Source organism: Noviherbaspirillum malthae, from assembly GCF_015352985.1.
GTDB lineage: Bacteria > Pseudomonadota > Gammaproteobacteria > Burkholderiales > Burkholderiaceae_D > Noviherbaspirillum > Noviherbaspirillum malthae.
The window spans coordinates 32691-50672 of record NZ_JACYXF010000005.1 but is presented as its reverse complement, the minus strand read 5'-3'; the positions used below and the strand labels follow the sequence as shown (position 1 = coordinate 50672).

General features: G+C 62.8%; 15 protein-coding genes. 13 read left to right on the top strand and 2 right to left on the bottom strand.

Annotated features, from left to right (window positions below; genetic code table 11):
- Positions 1 to 35: 35 nt before the first annotated feature.
- From IGW03_RS09900 to IGW03_RS09890, 3 genes are all read left to right on the top strand, one after another.
- On the top strand, positions 36 to 665 hold the full coding sequence (locus IGW03_RS09900) for a LysE family translocator (protein ID WP_194722389.1): 630 nt from the start codon (positions 36 to 38) through the stop codon (positions 663 to 665).
- 156 nt (positions 666 to 821) lie between these two features.
- Complete coding sequence (locus tag IGW03_RS09895; protein WP_194722388.1) at positions 822 to 1388, top strand: hypothetical protein; 567 nt, start codon at positions 822 to 824, stop codon at positions 1386 to 1388.
- Between the two features lie 81 nt (positions 1389 to 1469).
- Positions 1470 to 2093 (top strand): SEN1982 family lipoprotein, encoded by a 624-nt coding sequence (locus IGW03_RS09890; protein ID WP_194722387.1) that lies wholly within the window; start codon positions 1470 to 1472, stop codon positions 2091 to 2093.
- Positions 2094 to 2123: 30 nt separating this feature from the next.
- On the opposite strand, the gene IGW03_RS09885 is transcribed toward IGW03_RS09890, so the two are convergent.
- Positions 2124 to 3155 carry a GGDEF domain-containing protein gene (locus IGW03_RS09885; protein WP_194722386.1) on the bottom strand — a complete coding sequence of 344 codons (1032 nt, stop codon included), beginning with the start codon at positions 3153 to 3155 and terminating at the stop codon, positions 2124 to 2126.
- Between the two features lie 371 nt (positions 3156 to 3526).
- On the opposite strand from IGW03_RS09885, the gene IGW03_RS09880 reads away from it, so the two are divergent.
- From IGW03_RS09880 to IGW03_RS09840, 9 genes are all read left to right on the top strand, one after another.
- Entirely contained in the window at positions 3527 to 4159 is a 633-nt protein-coding gene (locus tag IGW03_RS09880) for an ANTAR domain-containing response regulator (RefSeq protein WP_194722385.1), read from the top strand.
- A gap of 203 nt (positions 4160 to 4362) precedes the next feature.
- The gene (locus tag IGW03_RS09875; protein ID WP_194722384.1) at positions 4363 to 5028 is read left to right on the top strand and encodes a hypothetical protein; all 666 of its coding nucleotides are present in this window, start codon (positions 4363 to 4365) and stop codon (positions 5026 to 5028) included.
- 217 nt (positions 5029 to 5245) lie between these two features.
- Complete coding sequence (locus IGW03_RS09870; protein ID WP_194722383.1) at positions 5246 to 8167, top strand: sensor domain-containing protein; 2922 nt, start codon at positions 5246 to 5248, stop codon at positions 8165 to 8167.
- 101 nt (positions 8168 to 8268) lie between these two features.
- Positions 8269 to 9309, top strand: a complete 1041-nt coding sequence (locus tag IGW03_RS09865) for a Bug family tripartite tricarboxylate transporter substrate binding protein (protein WP_194722382.1) — start codon at positions 8269 to 8271, stop codon at positions 9307 to 9309.
- A gap of 18 nt (positions 9310 to 9327) precedes the next feature.
- On the top strand, positions 9328 to 10449 hold the full coding sequence (locus IGW03_RS09860) for a PAS domain-containing sensor histidine kinase (RefSeq protein WP_194722381.1): 1122 nt from the start codon (positions 9328 to 9330) through the stop codon (positions 10447 to 10449).
- Entirely contained in the window at positions 10442 to 11080 is a 639-nt protein-coding gene (locus IGW03_RS09855; RefSeq protein WP_194722380.1) for a response regulator, read from the top strand. The genes IGW03_RS09860 and IGW03_RS09855 overlap by 8 nt, the downstream gene beginning before the upstream one ends.
- 303 nt (positions 11081 to 11383) lie before the next feature.
- Entirely contained in the window at positions 11384 to 13768 is a 2385-nt protein-coding gene (locus tag IGW03_RS09850; protein WP_194722379.1) for a DUF6351 family protein, read from the top strand.
- Positions 13769 to 13908: 140 nt separating this feature from the next.
- Positions 13909 to 14895 carry a tripartite tricarboxylate transporter substrate binding protein gene (locus IGW03_RS09845; RefSeq protein ID WP_194722378.1) on the top strand — a complete coding sequence of 329 codons (987 nt, stop codon included), beginning with the start codon at positions 13909 to 13911 and terminating at the stop codon, positions 14893 to 14895.
- A gap of 242 nt (positions 14896 to 15137) precedes the next feature.
- Positions 15138 to 15308: a hypothetical protein gene (locus IGW03_RS09840; RefSeq protein ID WP_194722377.1), complete on the top strand. Its 171-nt coding sequence runs from the start codon at positions 15138 to 15140 to the stop codon at positions 15306 to 15308.
- A 191-nt stretch (positions 15309 to 15499) separates the two neighbouring features.
- On the opposite strand, the gene glmS is transcribed toward IGW03_RS09840, so the two are convergent.
- Positions 15500 to 17317, bottom strand: a complete 1818-nt coding sequence (gene glmS, locus IGW03_RS09835) for a glutamine--fructose-6-phosphate transaminase (isomerizing) (protein ID WP_194722376.1) — start codon at positions 17315 to 17317, stop codon at positions 15500 to 15502.
- 153 nt (positions 17318 to 17470) lie between these two features.
- On the opposite strand from glmS, the gene IGW03_RS09830 reads away from it, so the two are divergent.
- A complete protein-coding gene (locus IGW03_RS09830) occupies positions 17471 to 17935 on the top strand; it encodes an Lrp/AsnC family transcriptional regulator (protein WP_194722375.1) in 465 nt (154 codons plus the stop codon).
- The last annotated feature ends 47 nt before the right edge of the window (positions 17936 to 17982 follow it).

Genomic DNA, 17982 nt, shown 5'->3' with positions numbered 1-17982 from the left:
CTCCGTACAAAGCCAAACCAACCGGGGAGAACGATATGAGCTGGGATACTTATCTGATTTTTGTCATTACCACGGCGGTGGTCTGCCTGACGCCAGGGCCGGCCGCCTTGCTGGTGGTGGCGCAGGGGATGTCGCGGGGCTTCCGGCCGTCCTACTGGGCGATTGCCGGCATCGCGCTGGGCAATGCCGTGTATTTCGGCCTGTCGGCGACCGGGGTGGCGGCGCTGATCGTCGCCAGCGGCACGCTGTTCTCGGTGATCAAATGGATAGGCGTGGCCTACCTGTTCTATCTCGGCCTGTCGGCGCTGCGCAGCAAGGCCAGCGCCCTGACCGTCAGCGGCGACGCCCGGCAGGCGGCCAGCGGTCCGCGCGCCTTCTGGCAGGCGATGGTGGTGGAACTCTCCAATCCCAAGGCGCTGCTGTATTTCGTCGCGCTGCTGCCCCAGTTCATCGATCCCGCGCGTCCCGTCGGCATGCAGATGCTGGTCTTCGGCGTCACCTGCATCGGCCTGGATACCGCTGCCTACAGCCTGTACGCCTGGCTGGGCAGCAAGACCCAGCGTTTCACCGCCAACGAGCGCTTCGTCCGCACCAGCAACCGTGCGGCAGGCAGCCTGCTGATGCTGGCGGGGGCGATGATGGCGACGGTCAAGCGGGTGGTGTAATGTCATTGCCCGAAGTGACGCTGCAATCAGTTCGATGAAGCTCATGTTGAAGAAATGAGACGACCGAAAATACCACTTTGACAATTGCAATATCGGCAATAAAATTGCCTGCTCAACAATTCCTGCGTTTGGCTTTTCTCGCATCAGGAGTCCAACTTGAGCAGTGCAATCTACAAACTTCTTCCGTTTCTGCTGCTTGCCGGCTGCACCGAAACCCTGCAGCAAGTCAATCGCGATCTGTCTTCAATCAACAGAGGCATGGCGAATGCGGCGGGTGCGCCACGCGCCGCGAGGCCTGCCGGCAGCGCTCCAGGGGTCGTCCCGATCTCGGCCCGGCAGCTTGAACAAATTGACGCCGCCTTACGTGCGAAAGACCAGAATCAGGCAATCGCTCAGGCTATCACCGAGGCTGCTCCCGTCATCAGGGACTTCGTCAAGATCCATGGCTGCCTGAACGGATATAACGGCACGTTTCTCAATCCCTACTTCGTGCCCGGAAAAAGCGAGGCTGCATTCAACTACATCGGTGCGCCCATGCAGCAGATGAGGTACCACGACAAATCGAGCTGCGTGACGGTGCTTCGTTTCGGCGGCTGGACCATGCCCGCCCGGAACGCACTCCAGTTTGAAGTGGTGTATCAGGCGGAAGACAGTGGCGAAACGGTGAAGTCGCACCATGAACTTCGCAAACAGCCCGGCAACGAGTGGCTGTTCTCCCGCTGATTCTTTAGCCAGCCAAGGCCGCAGCAGCCTTTTCCGCTCTACCGCCGTCGAAACGGATGACCCATCTTTAGAAAATGACCCATGCTGAAACTTACCTGTACAGCCGTACTGATTGTCGCCCTGACGGGATGCTCGGACCCGAAACAAGCCAGTGACAAGAACTTCAAGGCTGCCATCCAGGAGTACTTGAATACCGCTTATCCCAAGTGCTACTTCAATGAGAAGTTTCCCGTGCAGATTGATACCGATTCCTTCGGACGGCGCGCCGCACTGCAAAGCCTCGCGAAGGCGGGCTTGTTGTCGGAGACGGAATTGTCACGAAGAGAGTTCAAGGATTGGAACGGTAACGTCAAGTTGATCATCAAGTCCGAATATGCGCTTACCGATACCGGACGAAAATTCTATAACCCGAATGCGCGGCAAGTCATGAACAGGGAGATCGGCGGCTTCTGCATCGGCAAGGCGAAAGTCAGGGAGATCAACCGCTTCACCGAACCCGCCGACATGCTCGGCCACCGCATCACCAAGGTGAATTACTCCTACAGCATCGACGAGCTTCCTGAGTGGGCAACGATGCTTGAAGTGAAAGCGGCGATTCCTGGGCTGAAGGAGGCGGCAGATTCGACGGCGACGCCAATCAAGGAGACGGATACCCTGGTGCTGACCAATAACGGCTGGGTGCATGAGCGCCTGTTCGCCAAGTAAGAACAGGCCAAGAAAAAGCAGCCGTCGATTTCAGAAAAATTCGACCGTGTCGTTGGAGATTTCCGAATGCAGCTCGCCGCTGCTGACGAGTTCGTCGTAGAAGCAGACGCGGTTGCGGCCGTTGGCCTTTGCATAGTAGAGCGCCTGGTCCGCATGACCGAGAATCATCACCGGGGATTCGGTGGAGATGCTGGCGAAGCCGACGCTGACGGTGACGCGCCCCACCTGGGGAAAGTCGTGCTGCTCCACGTTCGCCCGGAAGCGGTCGAAGATCTTGCGGGCGTCTTCCAGCGTGGTCGAGCGCAGCAGCACGACGAATTCCTCGCCGCCGAAGCGGAACACCCGGTCTTGCGAACGAAAGGACTGGCGCAGCAGATTGGCGACCAGGATCAGCACCTCGTCGCCGTAGAGATGGCCGAACTGGTCGTTGACGCGCTTGAAGTGGTCGATGTCGACGACTGCCAGCCACTGGCCGATTGCGGGAGAAGACTGCAGGCGCCGCTCCTCCTGATCCTGAGGCGTGGCGTCGGGTACGTTGGCGGCCAGCAGCCGGGAAAATTTCTCGTCGAAGGTCTTGCGGTTGAGCAGTCCGGTCAGTGAGTCACGCTCGCTGTAATCCAGGATGTTCTGGAAATTCCGGTAGACGCACAGGATGCCTTCGATCATGCGCAGCGTATCGCCGCTGTAAGGCACCGGCGAGCTGACCTCAAGGCAGGTATTGACCTTGTCGTTCAGCCAGACCGGCAGCCAGAGCACGTGACCGCCGTCCGGACCGGACTCTTCCGCATGGTTCTGGCGCTGCTTGATGCATTCGACCAGCGCCGCATAATGCGTGATCGGTTCGCCATGGCTGTCCGGTCCTTCTTCCTGGGAGACGATCTTGTCGTCCCTGATCCATGCGCGCGGACGGACGAACAGTTCATCGCGATAGCGGAACAACTCGTGCACGCGCACCTGGGAGGCGCCGGCCAGTTCCCGCAAGGCGGAAACGATCGAGGTGTCGAGCAGGGTGTGGTCGCGTTGGCAGGTGATGTCCACCAGGTGCTTGAGCAGGGCCTGCATCGTCAAGCTCCGAAGTCACCGGCGGCAGAGACAGGAATCAGGGTCGGCCGGACATGTGCGCAGAAATGGTTCAGCATGAAGCGGATGGTCCTGATTCTTGTGAGCGGTGGCAAAAATGCGGGAAGCGTTCGTCACGCTGCAAACTTAAACGGTGTAAATCGACGCATTCCTTGATAATTGTTCATACGACCTTGGGCTATTCTATCCCGAATCCGGGGAAGTGTAGACGCTTGTCGCATTTATGTCATCCGGGCCGGACCCGTCTCTCGGCGCAAGACGGACGGCGTCGGACAATATCTCGGGCAAACAGGCGGACAAGCGCGGGAACTGGTTAAAATAGCACCGGACATGCCTATCCGGAGTGCCTGCTAATGACCACGAAAACCCCCGCCAGCCGACGCCTGCTTGTTGTCGACGACGACCCGCTTATCCTGTCCTTCGTAGCCTCGATACTGAAGCATGCCGGCTATGACGTGGCCCAGGCCGGTACCGCGGAAGAGGCGCTGCCGCTGGCGCTGGAGAATCCGCCGGACCTGGCTCTGCTCGACGTGACGATGCCGGGCATGTCCGGCATCGAACTGGCGCAGCGGCTGCAGCAGGAGGGCGCCATTCCGGCGATGTTCCTGTCGGCCCACGGCGAGACGGATATCGTCAAGGAGGCCACGGCCTATGGTGCGGTCGGCTACCTGGTCAAGCCGGTGGAGGCTGCGCAGATCGTGCCGGCGGTGGAGGCCGCGCTGGCGCGTGCCGACGACATCCGGCGCCTGCGCCGCAGCGAAATCAATCTGACCGCCGCGCTGGCGGCAGGCCGGGAAACCAGCATGGCGGTCGGGCTGCTGATGGCCCGCTACCAGACCGACCGCGATACCGCATTCGAAGTGCTGCGCGACCATGCGCGTTCCCATCGCCGCAAGATCAACGAGGTGGCGAATGAACTGCTCAAGGCGGAGGAAACCCTGAACGCCTTCCGTCCCAGCTTCCTGGAGCATGGACGCAGCAAGTAGCGCAAAGGCCGGCGTTGAAAAAGGCCGGCCGGCATTCAGGGTTGGGCATTTCTCGAATGAAATGGTTGCTTTGGTACAAGATATTGCGGTATCGTTGTCCGGTCTGCCCATTGTCTTGCCCCGTCGGCCGCTCTTCGGAGCAACAGCTTTGAAGCAAAAGCTCCGAAGCAGCAGGAATGCAACAGGATCCCCATCCCGATCCTTTGCGTGACACCAGCAAGTCTCTTCAAGGTCGCCCGTTCCCGCGTCCGACAATTGTTTCTCGGCCTCGCTTTGCCGATCTGCCGTTCCGGCATGTTGAATCGCACGAGGCCGCCATGTTTCCGTTTCCTGATTTTCATACCAATTCCCACCTGACCGTCCGCCACCGCATGGCGGAGCTTGAAGCCATCTTCGGCAGTGCCGAGCTTGGCGGCGCGTCCCGGGCACAGTGTGCCGACGCCTTCATCCACCGTATCGGGCGGACCGACTTCTGGCAGGACAGCAGCAGCTTCGGTCCGGGCATCACCTACAGCCCGGCAGCCTTGGCGTACCTGGAAGCGCGTTTCGGCATCAACGGCGCAATGAACTTCGAAGAGTACATGCGCGTCTGGGCACAGGGCTTCTTCAATGCCAGGCAGGATCCCGACACCGCCGCAGTCGTGCTGACGCTGTTTCTCCACGAGAACCTGGCGGCGCTGCGCGATATTTACGTCCTGAGCGAAATCGGATGCCAGCACGCGGGCAGCGAAGACATGCAGCACTGCCTCAAGGACAGCAGCAATGCCGAGCTGCTGAATGGCCCGGAATTCGCGAACTGGGTGCTGTGGGCCTGGCTCCCTTATCATTTGCGTCAAGCCTGCGCCGGCTGGACCGCCCTGGCGGCCTGATTCGTCCTGCTCGATCGGCCGGTCCGCCGCTCCGGGAAGCGGACAGGCCGTCTCGGCGCCGCGCTCGGCATCCCTGGCATGCCGGGCGGCAGTATGCCGGCGCAGGCGCAGGCCGCGCCGTTGCGTTTCCTCACTTTTCACCGCATTACAAGAAACCCCGAGGTTGGACATATTGTCAGAATGACGTGTGTATTTATTGCGTCACTGAAAAACCTTAATGAAACTCTTGTTCCAGGAGCCGATTCAAGCCGAACAGCTCTATCGACTCATCATCGACAATGCACTCGATGCCTTCATTGCGATCGACGGGGACAGCCGCATCCTCGACTGGAGCAGCAAGGCCGAAGAGGTCTTCGGCTGGAGCAAGGAAGAAGCGGTGGGCCAAAGCCTGACCGATACCCTGGTGCCGGCGCGCTACGCCGAGGCACACCGGGCCGGCATGCGCCGCTACATCGAAACCGGCCAGGCGCAGGTGTTCAACAAGCGCATGGAAATGCCCGCCCGGCGCAAGGACGGCAGCGAAATCCTGGTCGAGCTGACCGTGACGGTGATCGCATCGACGGACCGCCCGGTGTTTCTTGCCTCGCTCAAGGACATGACGCAGCGCGAGGAGCTCGAAAAGGAAATCCATCGCCAGACCAACATCACGCACTCCATTTTGCACAGCATGGCCGGCGCTGTCGTCGTCGCCGATCTGCAGGAGCGTCTCATCCTGATCAATCCCGCAGCGCAAAGCCTGTTCGGCCTCGATCCGGCCGTCGTCATCGGGCAGGGCTATCTCAGCGTGATCAGCCTGTTCCGGCCCGACCGGACGACGGCCTACCTTCCCGAGGAGCGGCCGATGCTGCGCGCGCTGCGCGGCGAGCATGTCGATGGCCTGATCGCCTTCGTGCCTGCGGCCGACGGGAGCGGCGGCACCTGGGTCAGCGCCAATGCCAGACCGATGCTCGACGGCGCAGGCGCTCCGGTGGGCGGCGTGGTGGTCTTCCATGACATCACGGAACTGCGCCGCCGCGACGAAGAGTCCGCCCGCCAGGCGCGCCTGCTCCAGAAGCAGGCCAGCCTGCTCGACCTGGCCCGCGATGCCATTCTCTCGCGCACGACCGACGATGTGATCACTTACTGGAACCGCAGCGCGGAAAGGCTTTACGGCTACAGCCGCAGCGAAGCGCTCGGCAAGGTCGGCCATGAACTGCTGCGCACCCGCTTTTCCGTCCCCCTGGAACAGATCCGCGATACCGTGCAGCGCGAACACTACTGGGAAGGCGAAGTCATCCATACCACCAAGGACGGACGGGAACTGACGATCTTCAGCCGCTGGGCGCTCGAATTCCATGACGGCGAGCCCTACCGCTACCTGGAAACCAATGCCGACATCACCCAGCAGGTGCAGACCGAGCGGGCGCTGAAACGGTCGCAGCAGGATTTCCGCATGCTGGTCGAGGCGTCCACCGATCATGCGATCATGATGCTCGACACCGCCGGCCTGATCGTCAGCTGGAACAGCGGCGCCGAGCGCATTTTCGGCTACGGCGTGGAAGAAGCGCTCGGACAGCATGTGGAACGACTGTTCACCAGCGAAGACCGCGGCGCCGGCGAGCCGTGGAAGGAAATGGAAGAAGCCAGGAGCCGCGGCCGTTCCGACGACGACCGCTGGCATCTGCGCAAGGACGGCACGCGCTTCTGGGCCACCGGCGCCGTCACCCCGCTGCTGGACACCGACGGCAGCCTGCGCGGCTTCGTGAAAATCATGCGCGACCACACCTCTCACCGTCTGGCGGAGGAACAGACACATTTCCTGGCCAACCACGACGTGCTCACCGGCCTGCCCAACCGCGTGTATTTCAGCAACCAGCTGCACCAGTCGATCGCGCTGTCGCAGCGCAACGACCTGCCGATGGCGCTGCTGCTGCTCGATCTCGACCGTTTCAAGCATGTCAACGATACCTTCGGCCACCATACCGGCGACCTGCTGCTCAAGGAAGTGGCGCTGCGCATCCGCTCGTCGCTGCGCGAAACCGATTTCGTCGCGCGTCTCGGCGGCGACGAATTCGTCATCATCCAGAGCGACGTCTCGCAGCCGCATGCTTCCGAGACCCTGGCGCGCAAGCTGGTGCTGGAACTCGGCCGGCCCTATGAGCTGGAAGGGCAGGAAGTGCTGAGCGGCACCAGCATCGGGCTCTGCGTCTATCCGAAGGACGGCAAGAATTCGGTGGAACTGCTCAAGCGCGCCGACCTCGCGCTGTACCGTGCGAAAAACAGCGGGCGCCACAATTTCCAGTTCTACACCTCAGATCTGTTCTCGGAGCAAACCTGGAAGCGCGACCGCGAAGCCGCGCTGCGCGCTGCGCTGAAGAACCATCAGTTCGAACTGTATTACCAGCCGCTGATCGATCTCAGCAGCTGGAAGATCACGGCGGTGGAGGCGCTGCTGCGCTGGAATGCGACCGAACTGGAGACGGTCCTGCCCAATGATTTCCTGGAAATCGCCGAACAGACCGGCCTGATCATCGATATCGGCGAATGGGCATTGCGCGAGTCCTGCCACCAGGTGCGCCGCTGGCAGGCCGACGGGCTTTCCGAGCTGCGGCTGTCAGTCAACTGCTCGGCGCGCCAGTTCAGCGATCCGAAATTCGTCACCATGATCCCCTTCGTCCTGGCCGATGCCGGCATTGCGCCGTCCAGCCTGGAACTGGAAGTGCCGGAATCGATGCTGGCCCAGCATCCCGAGATCAAGGAGCAGCTGTCGCACCTGCGCACGCTGGGCATACGCCTGACCATCGACAATTTCGGCACCGGCGCGACCGCCCTGAGCGACCTGGTCGACTTCGAAATCGATTCCCTCAAGATCGACAAGGCTTTCGTGCGGCATCTGCCGCACCGGCGCGAAGACTCGGCGATCACGTCGGCCATCATCAGCCTGGCGCACAACCTCGGCATTGCCGTGGTCGCCGGCGGCGTCGAGACGGCGGAGCAGCTCGCTTACCTGAAGGCGCGCGACTGCACCAGCGCGCAAGGCTTTATCTTCAGCCCGCCGGTGCCGGCGCAGGAATTCGAGGACTTGATGCAGAACGGCAACTGGTCGCGGATGAACCGCTTTCCCGGAGGCAGCGAGGCCGCAGCCGGCAGTCTGCATTGACGTTGCATCGGCCCCGTTCATCCCGCGCTCCGGGCATTCCTGCCGGCCGGGAATGCACTCGCTATACTGTCGGCTCCTTATTGACTTGATCACAGAGTTTCATGAACCGCAAGCCGACCTTCCTGGCACGCCGCCGCAAGCTGGCGCTGGCAAGTATCTCGACGCTGGCCGCACTGGCAACCGGCGCCCACATCCCGTCCGCCCTGGCGCAAGGCGCCGATTTCGCTCCGGGCGGCAAGCCCGTCAATCTGGTTGTTCCGTTCCCGCCGGGCGGGCCGCTCGACGCGGTCGCCCGCATCGTCGGCGACGCGGTACGGCCGACCCTGGGCAATGTCCTGATCGAGAACCGCTCCGGCGCCGGCGGCAACATCGGCATGGATGCGGTGGCCAAGGCCGCGCCGGACGGCCATACCCTCGGCATCGGCGCGCTGTCGACGCATGCGATCAATCCCTGGCTCTATCCGCGCATGCCCTTCGATCCGATCAAGGATTTCGCGCCCGTCACGCTATTGGCCGACCTGCCCAATGTGCTGGTGCTCAACAACGAATTCGCCAGCCAGAACCGAATCGCCAATGTGGCCGACCTGATCGCCTACCTCAAGCGCAATCCCGGCAAGGTCAATTTCGCCTCCGGCGGCAACGGCAGCGGCGGGCATCTGGCGGCGGAGCTGTTCAAGCAGCTGGCCGGCGTCTACATGGTGCACATTCCCTACCGCGGCGCGGCGCCTGCCCAGACCGCCCTGCTGAGCGGCGACGTGCAGCTGATGTTCGACAATCTCGGTTCGGCGGCGCCGCGCATCCGCGAGGGTCGCATCAAGGCCATCGGGGTGACGACGCAGAAGCGCAGCGCATCCTATCCCGACATGCCGACCATCGCGGAAAGCGGCGTGTCCGGCTTCAAGGACTTTGAAATCACGACCTGGTTCGGCATTTTCGCGCCGGCCGGCACGCCGGCGACGGTGATAGACCGGCTCAACCGGGAATTCACGGCCGCGCTGCGCTCGCCGGCGGTGCGCGAACGCATGCTCAAGCTGGCGGCCGAGCCGGCGCCCACCACCCCGGCGCAGTTCGCCGAGCTGGTGCGGCGGGAGAACAAGCGCTATCAGGACGTGGTCAAGCGCTCCGGCGCCAAGCTCGACTGACACCCATCCCGACCCTTCATGACCGAACCGGCAAGCGACTTCGACATCAGCAGCATCCCTTTTCGGGGCCTGGTGGAGCAGGCGCTGGCCGGGGTCTACATCATCCAGGATGAAGTCTTCCAGTATGCCAATGCCACCTGGGCGGCGATGACCGGGCATACGCCGGAACAGCTGATCGGCCAGCCGGTCAGCCGTTTCGTGCCGCCGGACGATGTGGAAGAAGTCAGCGCCCGCTATCACCGGCGGGTGTCGGGTGTCGAGCCCAGCATGCGTTTCGTGGTGCGCGGGCTGCACCGCGACGGCAGCATCGTCTTCATCGACGTGCACGGCATGGCCCTCGAATTCCGGGGCCGGCCTGCGGTCGTCGGGGTGGGCATCGAAGTGACCGAGCAGCTGGAGCGCAACCGCCAGCTGGAACGTTCGCAGCAGCAGTACCAGGAGCTGGCCGCCTACCTGATCGCCGTGCGCGAACGCCAGCGCTCGGCCTATGCGCGCGAGGTGCACGACGTGCTGGGCGGATTGCTGACTTCCATGAAGCTCAATGTCGGCCGCATCCTGCGCCGCGCCGCGCCCGGCGAGATCCGCGAGATCGCCGACGACCTGAACGGCCTTCTGCAGGAAGCCATCAACAGCGTGCGCGAAATTTCGGAGTCGCTGCATCCGCAGGCGCTCGAATACCTCGGCCTGGCGGCGGCGATGGCGTCCTACCTGGAGCGTTTCGAGAAGCGTTCCGGCGTCCATGCCGCCATGTCGCCGAAGGAGCTTGCCCTGCCGCTCGACAGCTCGCGCGCCACCATGGTCTACCGAATCTTCCAGGAGGCGCTGACCAATGTGGCGCGCCATGCGCAGGCGACGGAAGTGGAGGTGCGCCTGGCGGCGGAGCAGGGCGTGCTGCACCTGCATATCGAAGACAACGGCCGAGGCATGCCGGCGGCCATCGCCGAGGCGCCCGAGTCGGCGGGCCACTGCTTCGGCCTGCTGTCGATGAAGGAGCGCGCCCGCGAACTCGGCGGTGCGCTGGCAATTGCATCCACCGAAGGGCTGGGCACGCGCATCGTGCTGCGCGTGCCGCTGCAGGGGCCGATCGAACCGCACGGGCACGGCGGGCAGGGCGAGCGAAGGGAATCACCGCATGATTAAGCTGATGATCATCGACGACCATCCGATGTTCCGATCGGGCCTCAAGAAAATGCTGCACGACGAGCCGGACTTTGCCGTGGTCGACGAGGCCGGGGACTGGGCGGACGGACTGGCGCGGCTGCGCAGCCATGCCGACCTCGATATCGTGCTGCTGGATATCAATCTGCCGGCCCGCAGCGGCTTCGATCTGCTCGAGGCGATACAGGCGGAGCTTCCCGAACTGAAAGTCATCATGCTCAGCATGTACTCGCAGCAGCAGTACGCGCTGCGTGCGCTGCGCGCCGGCGCCCATGGCTACGTGGCCAAGGACATGGAAGCCGCCGACCTGATCGGCGCCGTGCGCCTGGTCGCCAAGGGGCAGAAATACATGACGCCTGCGGTCACCGAGATGCTGATCTCCTCGCTGCACGGCCCCGACGACAATCCGGGCGAACAGAAAAAGCTGTCGATCCGAGAATCCCAGATCTTCGACATGCTGGTGCGCGGCGAATCCCTCACCATGATCGCCGCCAAGCTGTCCATCAGCGTCAAGACGGTCAGCACCTACCGCAGCCGCATCCTCGAAAAACGCGGCGTCAGCAGCAATGCCGAATTGATCCAGTACGCGGTGCGCAACAAGCTGATCGACTGAGCTCTACTCGATCACGCAGCGGCTTCCGTTTGATCCGCCGCAATCTCCCATCAAGCCGAAAGGCGTGCCGCCTGCCTGCCGGTATCTCCACTTGCAGCGCGTACGCTGACGTTGCGGGAAGATCGCAGTGCAGCATGCGAGCGATGCCGGCAGCTGTCAGAACATTCTGACAGCCGCACCTGCGCTTTCCGACTTGTCTGCCCCTCCAAGGCTTCCTATCATTTTTTTCGCCGTCTTGCGCCCGATAAGACGCGGGACGCGGTGCGTCGACGACGCATACAACAACAGACAGGAGACAAACAGATGGTTGACATCAAGCCGTGGTCGCGGGTCGTTCCCGTGACTGCAATCAGCATGATCCTGGCGGCATGCGGCGGCGGCAACAGCACCGCGCCCGCGCCTGAAATCAAGGTCTTGTCCAGCCGGGCCGACTTCGTCAGCGGCGGCGACGCGCTGGTGGAAGTCAGCGTTCCGGCCGGCGTGAATGCCTCGGACATCAAGGTCGATGTCGGCGGCCGCGACGTCAGCAGCGCCTTCGCCCTGCGCAACGGCCGCTACACCGGCCTGGTCACCGGCCTGGCCAACGGCGACAACACCATCACCGCCCAGGGCAGCGGCATCGCCGCCTCCACGCTGAAAGTCACCAATTACCCGATCGGCGGCCCCATCATTTCCGGACCCCAGGTCCAGCCCTGGGTATGCGCGACGCCGACCGCCCAGGCCGAATCCGGCACCACGCCGTCGACCAATGCCAGCGGCCTGTCGACCACCGCGACCGATGCCCAGTGTAACATCCGCACCGAAGTCGCCTATTTCTACAAGACCACCGCCGCCGGCTGCGCCAGCGTGCTGCCCGACCCGGCCGCGCCCGCGACTGCGCCGGCGAATGCCTGCTTCAAGCCCTACGATCCTGCCGCAGCCAGACCGGCCGATCTCGCCAACACCACCACTGATACCGGCCAGACCGTGCCTTACATCGTGCGCCGCGAGCGCGGCACGGTCAACCGCGGCATCTATGACATCGCGGTGCTCGCCGACCCGACCAAGCCATGGACCGCAGCCGCGCCGCAGTCGACCTGGAACGGCAAGGTGCTGTACCAGTTCGGTTCCAGCACCGGCCAGCCGCGCAAGCAGTTCCGCCCGCAAGGCTCCTGGGCCGACGACAAGTCGCTGTCGCGCGGCTTCATGGTGGTGCAGAACAGCCTGACCGACTCGCAGTACAACTCGAACCGCGTACTGATGACCGAAACCCTGATGATGATGAAGGAGCGCATCACCGAGAACTACGGCCCCATCAAGTTCACCATGGGCACAGGCTGCTCGGGCGGCTCGATCAACCAGTACACCGCCTCGTCCATCATGCCCGGCCTGCTCGACGGCATCCAGCCGAGCTGCACCTATCCGGATTCGGAAACCACCACCATGGAGGTCCAGGATTGCGTATTGCTGGTCGAGATGTACCAGCAGCCGGCCTGGCTGAACCTGATGACCGGTTCCGGCTACACCCAGGCGCAGGTCAATGCGAAGAAAGCGGCGATCAACGGCCACGTCGACCAGACCGCCTGCCATGCCTGGAACAACCTGTTCGGCAACAACGGCAAGCCCGGCAACTTCTTCGCCCGCGTCGTCGCTCCTGCGGACAATGCCACCGGTGCCATCACCCAGTCGCCGACCTCGGCCAACAACTGCGGCCTGCCGGCCAGCGCGGTCTACGATCCGGTCACCAATCCGACCGGTCCCCGCTGCGGCGCGCTCGACAGCGCCGTGTCGATCTTCGGCAAGGTGCCCGGCACCAACTTCCCGCGCGATACTCGCGACAACATCGGCGTGCAGTACGGCCTGAAAGCCTTCACCAGCGGTGCGATCACTGCGGAAGAGTTCGTCACGCTCAACGAGCAGGTCGGCGGCATCAGCCGTGATTCCGTCCGTACGGCCACCCGTACCACGGCCGACCAAGAAGGGCTGGAAATCGCCTACCGCGCAGGCATCGTCACCAGCGGCAAGCAGCTGGCCAAGACGGCCATCATCGACATGCGCGGCTGGGATGATTCCTTGATCGTTCCGCTGGCCACCGGTGCCGCCGGTTCGGCTGCCGGACTGACGGGCATCCACCATGTCTGGCGCAGCTTCGAGCTGCGCGACCGCCTCGACAAGGCCAACGGCAACCACGACAACCATGTGATGTGGCGTTTCGGACGGACCGGCTTTGTGCCGTTCCCGGCCATCACGCTGGACTCCTTCCTGACCATGGACAAGTGGCTGACCAACCTGAGCGCCGACACCAGCACGCTGCCGATCGAACAGAAGATCGTGCGCGCCAAGCCGGCCGAGGCCAGGGACTTCTGCTACCTCAGCAGCGATGCCGCGCAGTCGACCAAGGTCACCGACCAGGCCGCCTGCAATGCCGATCCCTTCCTGCGCCCGGCCAGCTCGCCGCGCCAGGTGGCCGGCGGACCGCTGTCGGAAGACATCCTGAAGTGTCAGCTCAAGCCGCTCAACGTGGCCGACTATGCGCCGCAGACCCTGAGCGCCGCTCAGCTGCAGCGCCTGCAGGCCGTGTTCCCGAGCGGCGTCTGCGACTGGAGCAAGCCGGGCGTGGGCCAGCAGGCAGCCGTCTCGCCGCTGAGCTATGCCGCCGGCTCGGGCGGCCAGCCTATCCCGGCGGCACCGGTATCGGCGGCTCGCTGATCCGCCTGTTTCACCCGTTCCGGCCGTTCCGGCTGTTGCAACGGGCATGAAGCATGGTCCGCACCCTGTCCGGGTGCGGACCATTTTGCTATTCTGAGCACTGCATACCTGCCCATAACAAGGAAACTAGGAGACATCCCATGGCGCAATACAAAGTGAATCGCAGGCAATTCATCAAGGCATCGGCTGCCGCAGGCGCCGCCATTGCCTTTCCGGCCCTGGCTCAGGCCCAGAGCAACTATCCGAGCCGGCCGATACGCCTGATCTGCCCCTGGCCGGCCGGCGGCTCCACCGACGTGGTCATGCGCGCCTTCGGCGACAGCTTCTCCAAGCAGATCGGCGGCACGGTCATCATCGAGAACAAGCCGGGCGCCGGCGGCATCCTCGGCGCAGGCGAGCTGGCCAATGCCCAGCCCGACGGCTATACCCTGTCGCAGCTGCCGCTGGGCATCTTCCGCCTGCCGCACATGCAGAAAGTGTCCTTCGATCCGATGAAGGACCTGACCTACATCGCCTGCCTGACCGGCTACACCTTCGGCATGGTGGTGCGCTCGGACTCGCCGATCAAGAACATCAAGGATTTCGTGGATTACGCCAAGGCCAATCCCGAAGCGTTGAGCTACGGCTCCACCGGCACCGGCACCACGCCGCACCTGGTGGTCGAGCAGTTCGCCAAGCGCGCCGGCATCAAGCTGCTGCACGTGCCGTTCAAGGGCAATGCCGACGGCATGCAGGCCTTGCTCGGCGGCCATGTGATGGCGCACAGCGACGCCACCGGCTGGGCTTCGGCCGTCGAAGCCGGCCGCGCCCGCCTGCTGGTGACCTACGGCAGCAAGCGCACCAAGCGCTGGCCGAACGTGCCGACCCTGCTGGAACTCGGCTACCAGACCGTGTCCGATTCGCCGTTCGGCATCGGCGGACCCAAAGGCATGGATCCGGCGCTGGTCAAGCGGCTCCAGGATGCATTCAAGAAAACGCTGGAAGATCCTGTGGTGATCGCCACGCTGGAAAAGTTCGACCAGCCGATCATTTACATGGATAGCGCCGCCTATACCAAGTTTGCACAGACCACCTTCAAGGAAGAGAAGGACATGATCGAAAGCATGGGGCTGGCGAAGAAGGCCTGATGCAGCCGAAACCGACTGCCGGCGCGAGGCCGGCGGTTGTCGGAAGCTGACTTGGGCGGCATGGCGTTACCTGCCGTGCCGCCCGGATTTTTTCTGCGCATGCCACCTTTGTAGTTTGCGTTGGATCAGCCGTGTAACAGGAGGATTCAATAATTGACTCTGTGCAACATCTTGCTTAGCCTGATGCGAAAGGATCGCGCTTCTACTCGCGATTCCGCTCATTTTTCATTCGGGACATCATCATGCAAGCATCGAAAATTACTGCACTGTTCATTGCCGCCGTAACGCTTACCCTATCCGGCTGCGTGGTCGTACCTGACGTGCCGTCCGCGCAAGTCGTCATCACCGGAGGAGGGGGCGGCGGAGGCGGCTATCATTGCCCGCCCGGACAGGCGAAAAAGGGGCGTTGCTGAGTTTTCCGCAGGAGTCTTCATGACAGCAACTGCTGTCACCGGTGGTCAAACAGAAAACAGGAAAGCCGACATGCAGTTGCCTGCATGTCGGCTTTTTCATTGCGGCCGGATTGCACGCCGCTTGCGAAGCAGAGAAATCGGAGCGCCTCCGCGAAACGTCGCAGAGGCTCGGCTTGGTTCGCGCCGGCCGATTACTCGACCGTCACCGACTTGGCCAGGTTGCGCGGCTTGTCGACGTCGGTGCCGCGCGCCAGCGCGGTGTGATACGCCAGCAGCTGCAGCGGCACCACGTGCAGGATCGGCGACAGGGCGCCGTAGTGTTCCGGCATGCGGATCACATGCACGCCCTCGCTGGGCATGATGCGGGAATCGGCATCGGCAAAGACATACAGCTCGCCGCCGCGGGCGCGCACTTCCTGCATGTTGGATTTCAGTTTTTCGATCAGCGTATCGTTGGGCGCCACGGTGACCACCGGCATTTCCTTGGTCACCAGCGCCAGCGGACCATGCTTGAGTTCGCCGGCCGGATAGGCCTCGGCATGGATGTAAGAGATTTCCTTGAGCTTGAGCGCGCCTTCGAGCGCGATCGGATAATGCAGGCCGCGTCCGAGGAAGAGGGCGTTTTCCTTGCGTGCGAATTCCTCGGCCCAGGCAATGATCTGCGGTTCCAAGGCCAGCACCGCGCTGATCGATACCGGCAGATGGCGCATCGCCTTCAGATGCGCGGCTTCTTGGTCTTCGCTGAGATGGCCGCGCACCTGCGCCAGCGACAGCGCCAGCAGGAACAGCGCCGTCAGCTGCGTGGTGAAGGCCTTGGTGGACGCCACGCCGACTTCGACGCCGGCCCGGGTGATGTAGGACAGCATGCATTCGCGCACCATCGCGCTGGTCGAGACATTGCAGATGGTCAGGGTGTTGACCATGTCCATCGACCGTGCATGCTTGAGCGCAGCCAGCGTGTCGGCGGTTTCGCCGCTCTGGGAAATGGTGACGACCAGCGCATTCGGATTCGGCACGCTGTCGCGGTAGCGGTATTCGCTGGCGATCTCGACGTTGACCGGGATGTGGGCGATCGATTCGATCCAGTACTTCGCGGTCAGGCCGGCATAGTAGCTGGTGCCGCAGGCAAGGATTAGCACCGAGTCGATCTTCTTGAAGACGCCGTAGGCCTTGTCGCCGAACAGCTCGGGCATCACGGCGGAAACGCCTTCGAGCGTGTCGCCGATGGCGCGCGGCTGTTCGAAGATTTCCTTCTGCATGTAATGGCGGTAGGGGCCGAGTTCGGCGGCGCCGGTATGCGCATGCACGGTGCGCACTTCGCGCTCCACCGGCTTGCCGGCGGCGTCGACGATCCAGTAGCGCTGCAGTTGCAGGTCGACCACGTCGCCTTCTTCCAGGTAGATGATCTGGTCGGTGGTGCCGGCCAATGCCATCGCATCGGAAGCGAGGAAGTTCTCGCCCTTACCGACGCCCACGATCAGCGGCGAGCCCTGGCGCGCGCCGATCACGCGGTGCGGCTCGTCGCGGCTGAAGACGGCGATCGCATAGGCGCCCTGCAGGCGGCGCACGGCCTGCTGCACGGTCTCGAACAGGTCACCGGTGTACATGTGGTCGACGAGGTGGGCGATGACTTCGGTGTCGGTCTGGCTTTCGAACACATAGCCGGCTGCCGTCAGTTCGGCACGCAGCTCGTCATGGTTCTCGATGATGCCGTTGTGGACCAGCGCAATGCGCTCGCGCGAAAAATGCGGGTGCGCATTGTGCGAGGCGGGGGCGCCATGGGTCGCCCAGCGGGTATGCGCAATTCCGGTAAAGCCTTCCAGGCTGGCCTTTTCGACCTGCGATTCGAGGTCGGCCACGCGCGAGGTGCTGCGCGAACGCTGCAGCTTTCCGTCCACATGCAAGGCGACGCCGCAGGAATCGTAGCCGCGGTATTCAAGCCGTTTCAGGCCTTGAAGAAGAATCGGGGTGATATTGCGCTGCGCTACTGCGCCGACGATGCCGCACATGACTTGCTCCCTTGGTGATGATGGTGACGGTGTTATCGTAGAAGACTGAGGGTGAAATAAGCAGTCTAAATTTAGCTGAATGTGAATTTTTATTTCAATGATTGATATATGTGAAATATAATTTCACCTATCACAGGATTTTAAAATTTTTATATGTCAATTGAACTGGACGATCTGGACAGGCGCATTCTGAACGCGCTTCAAATGAATGCCGCACAGACAAATAATGACCTTGCAGCAAGTGTGCATGCTTCGCCGCCAACATGCTTGCGGCGAGTCAAGCGTTTGATTGAGGCAGGCGTGATCCAGCGGCAGGTGGCCATTCTGGCGCCGGACACCGTCGGCAAGACCCTGACCGCCATCGTTGAAATCACGCTCGAACGGCAGGGAGCGGAATATCTGGCTGAATTCGAGGCGCTTGTCGCCAGGGAAGAAGAAGTCCAGCAATGCTACCGGGTTTCGCAGGGACCCGACTTCGTGCTGATCGTCCAGGTGGCCGACATGCAGGCCTACCATGCGCTGGCGCATCGGGTGTTTGCCGGCCATGCGAATGTGCGCAACGTTCGCAGTTTCTTTTCGGTTCACCGCAGCAAGTTCGAGACGCGCATCGCCGTTTGACGCGGCGGGAAAGTGCCGGGAACGTGGTGAGGGCTTCAAACGCAGAC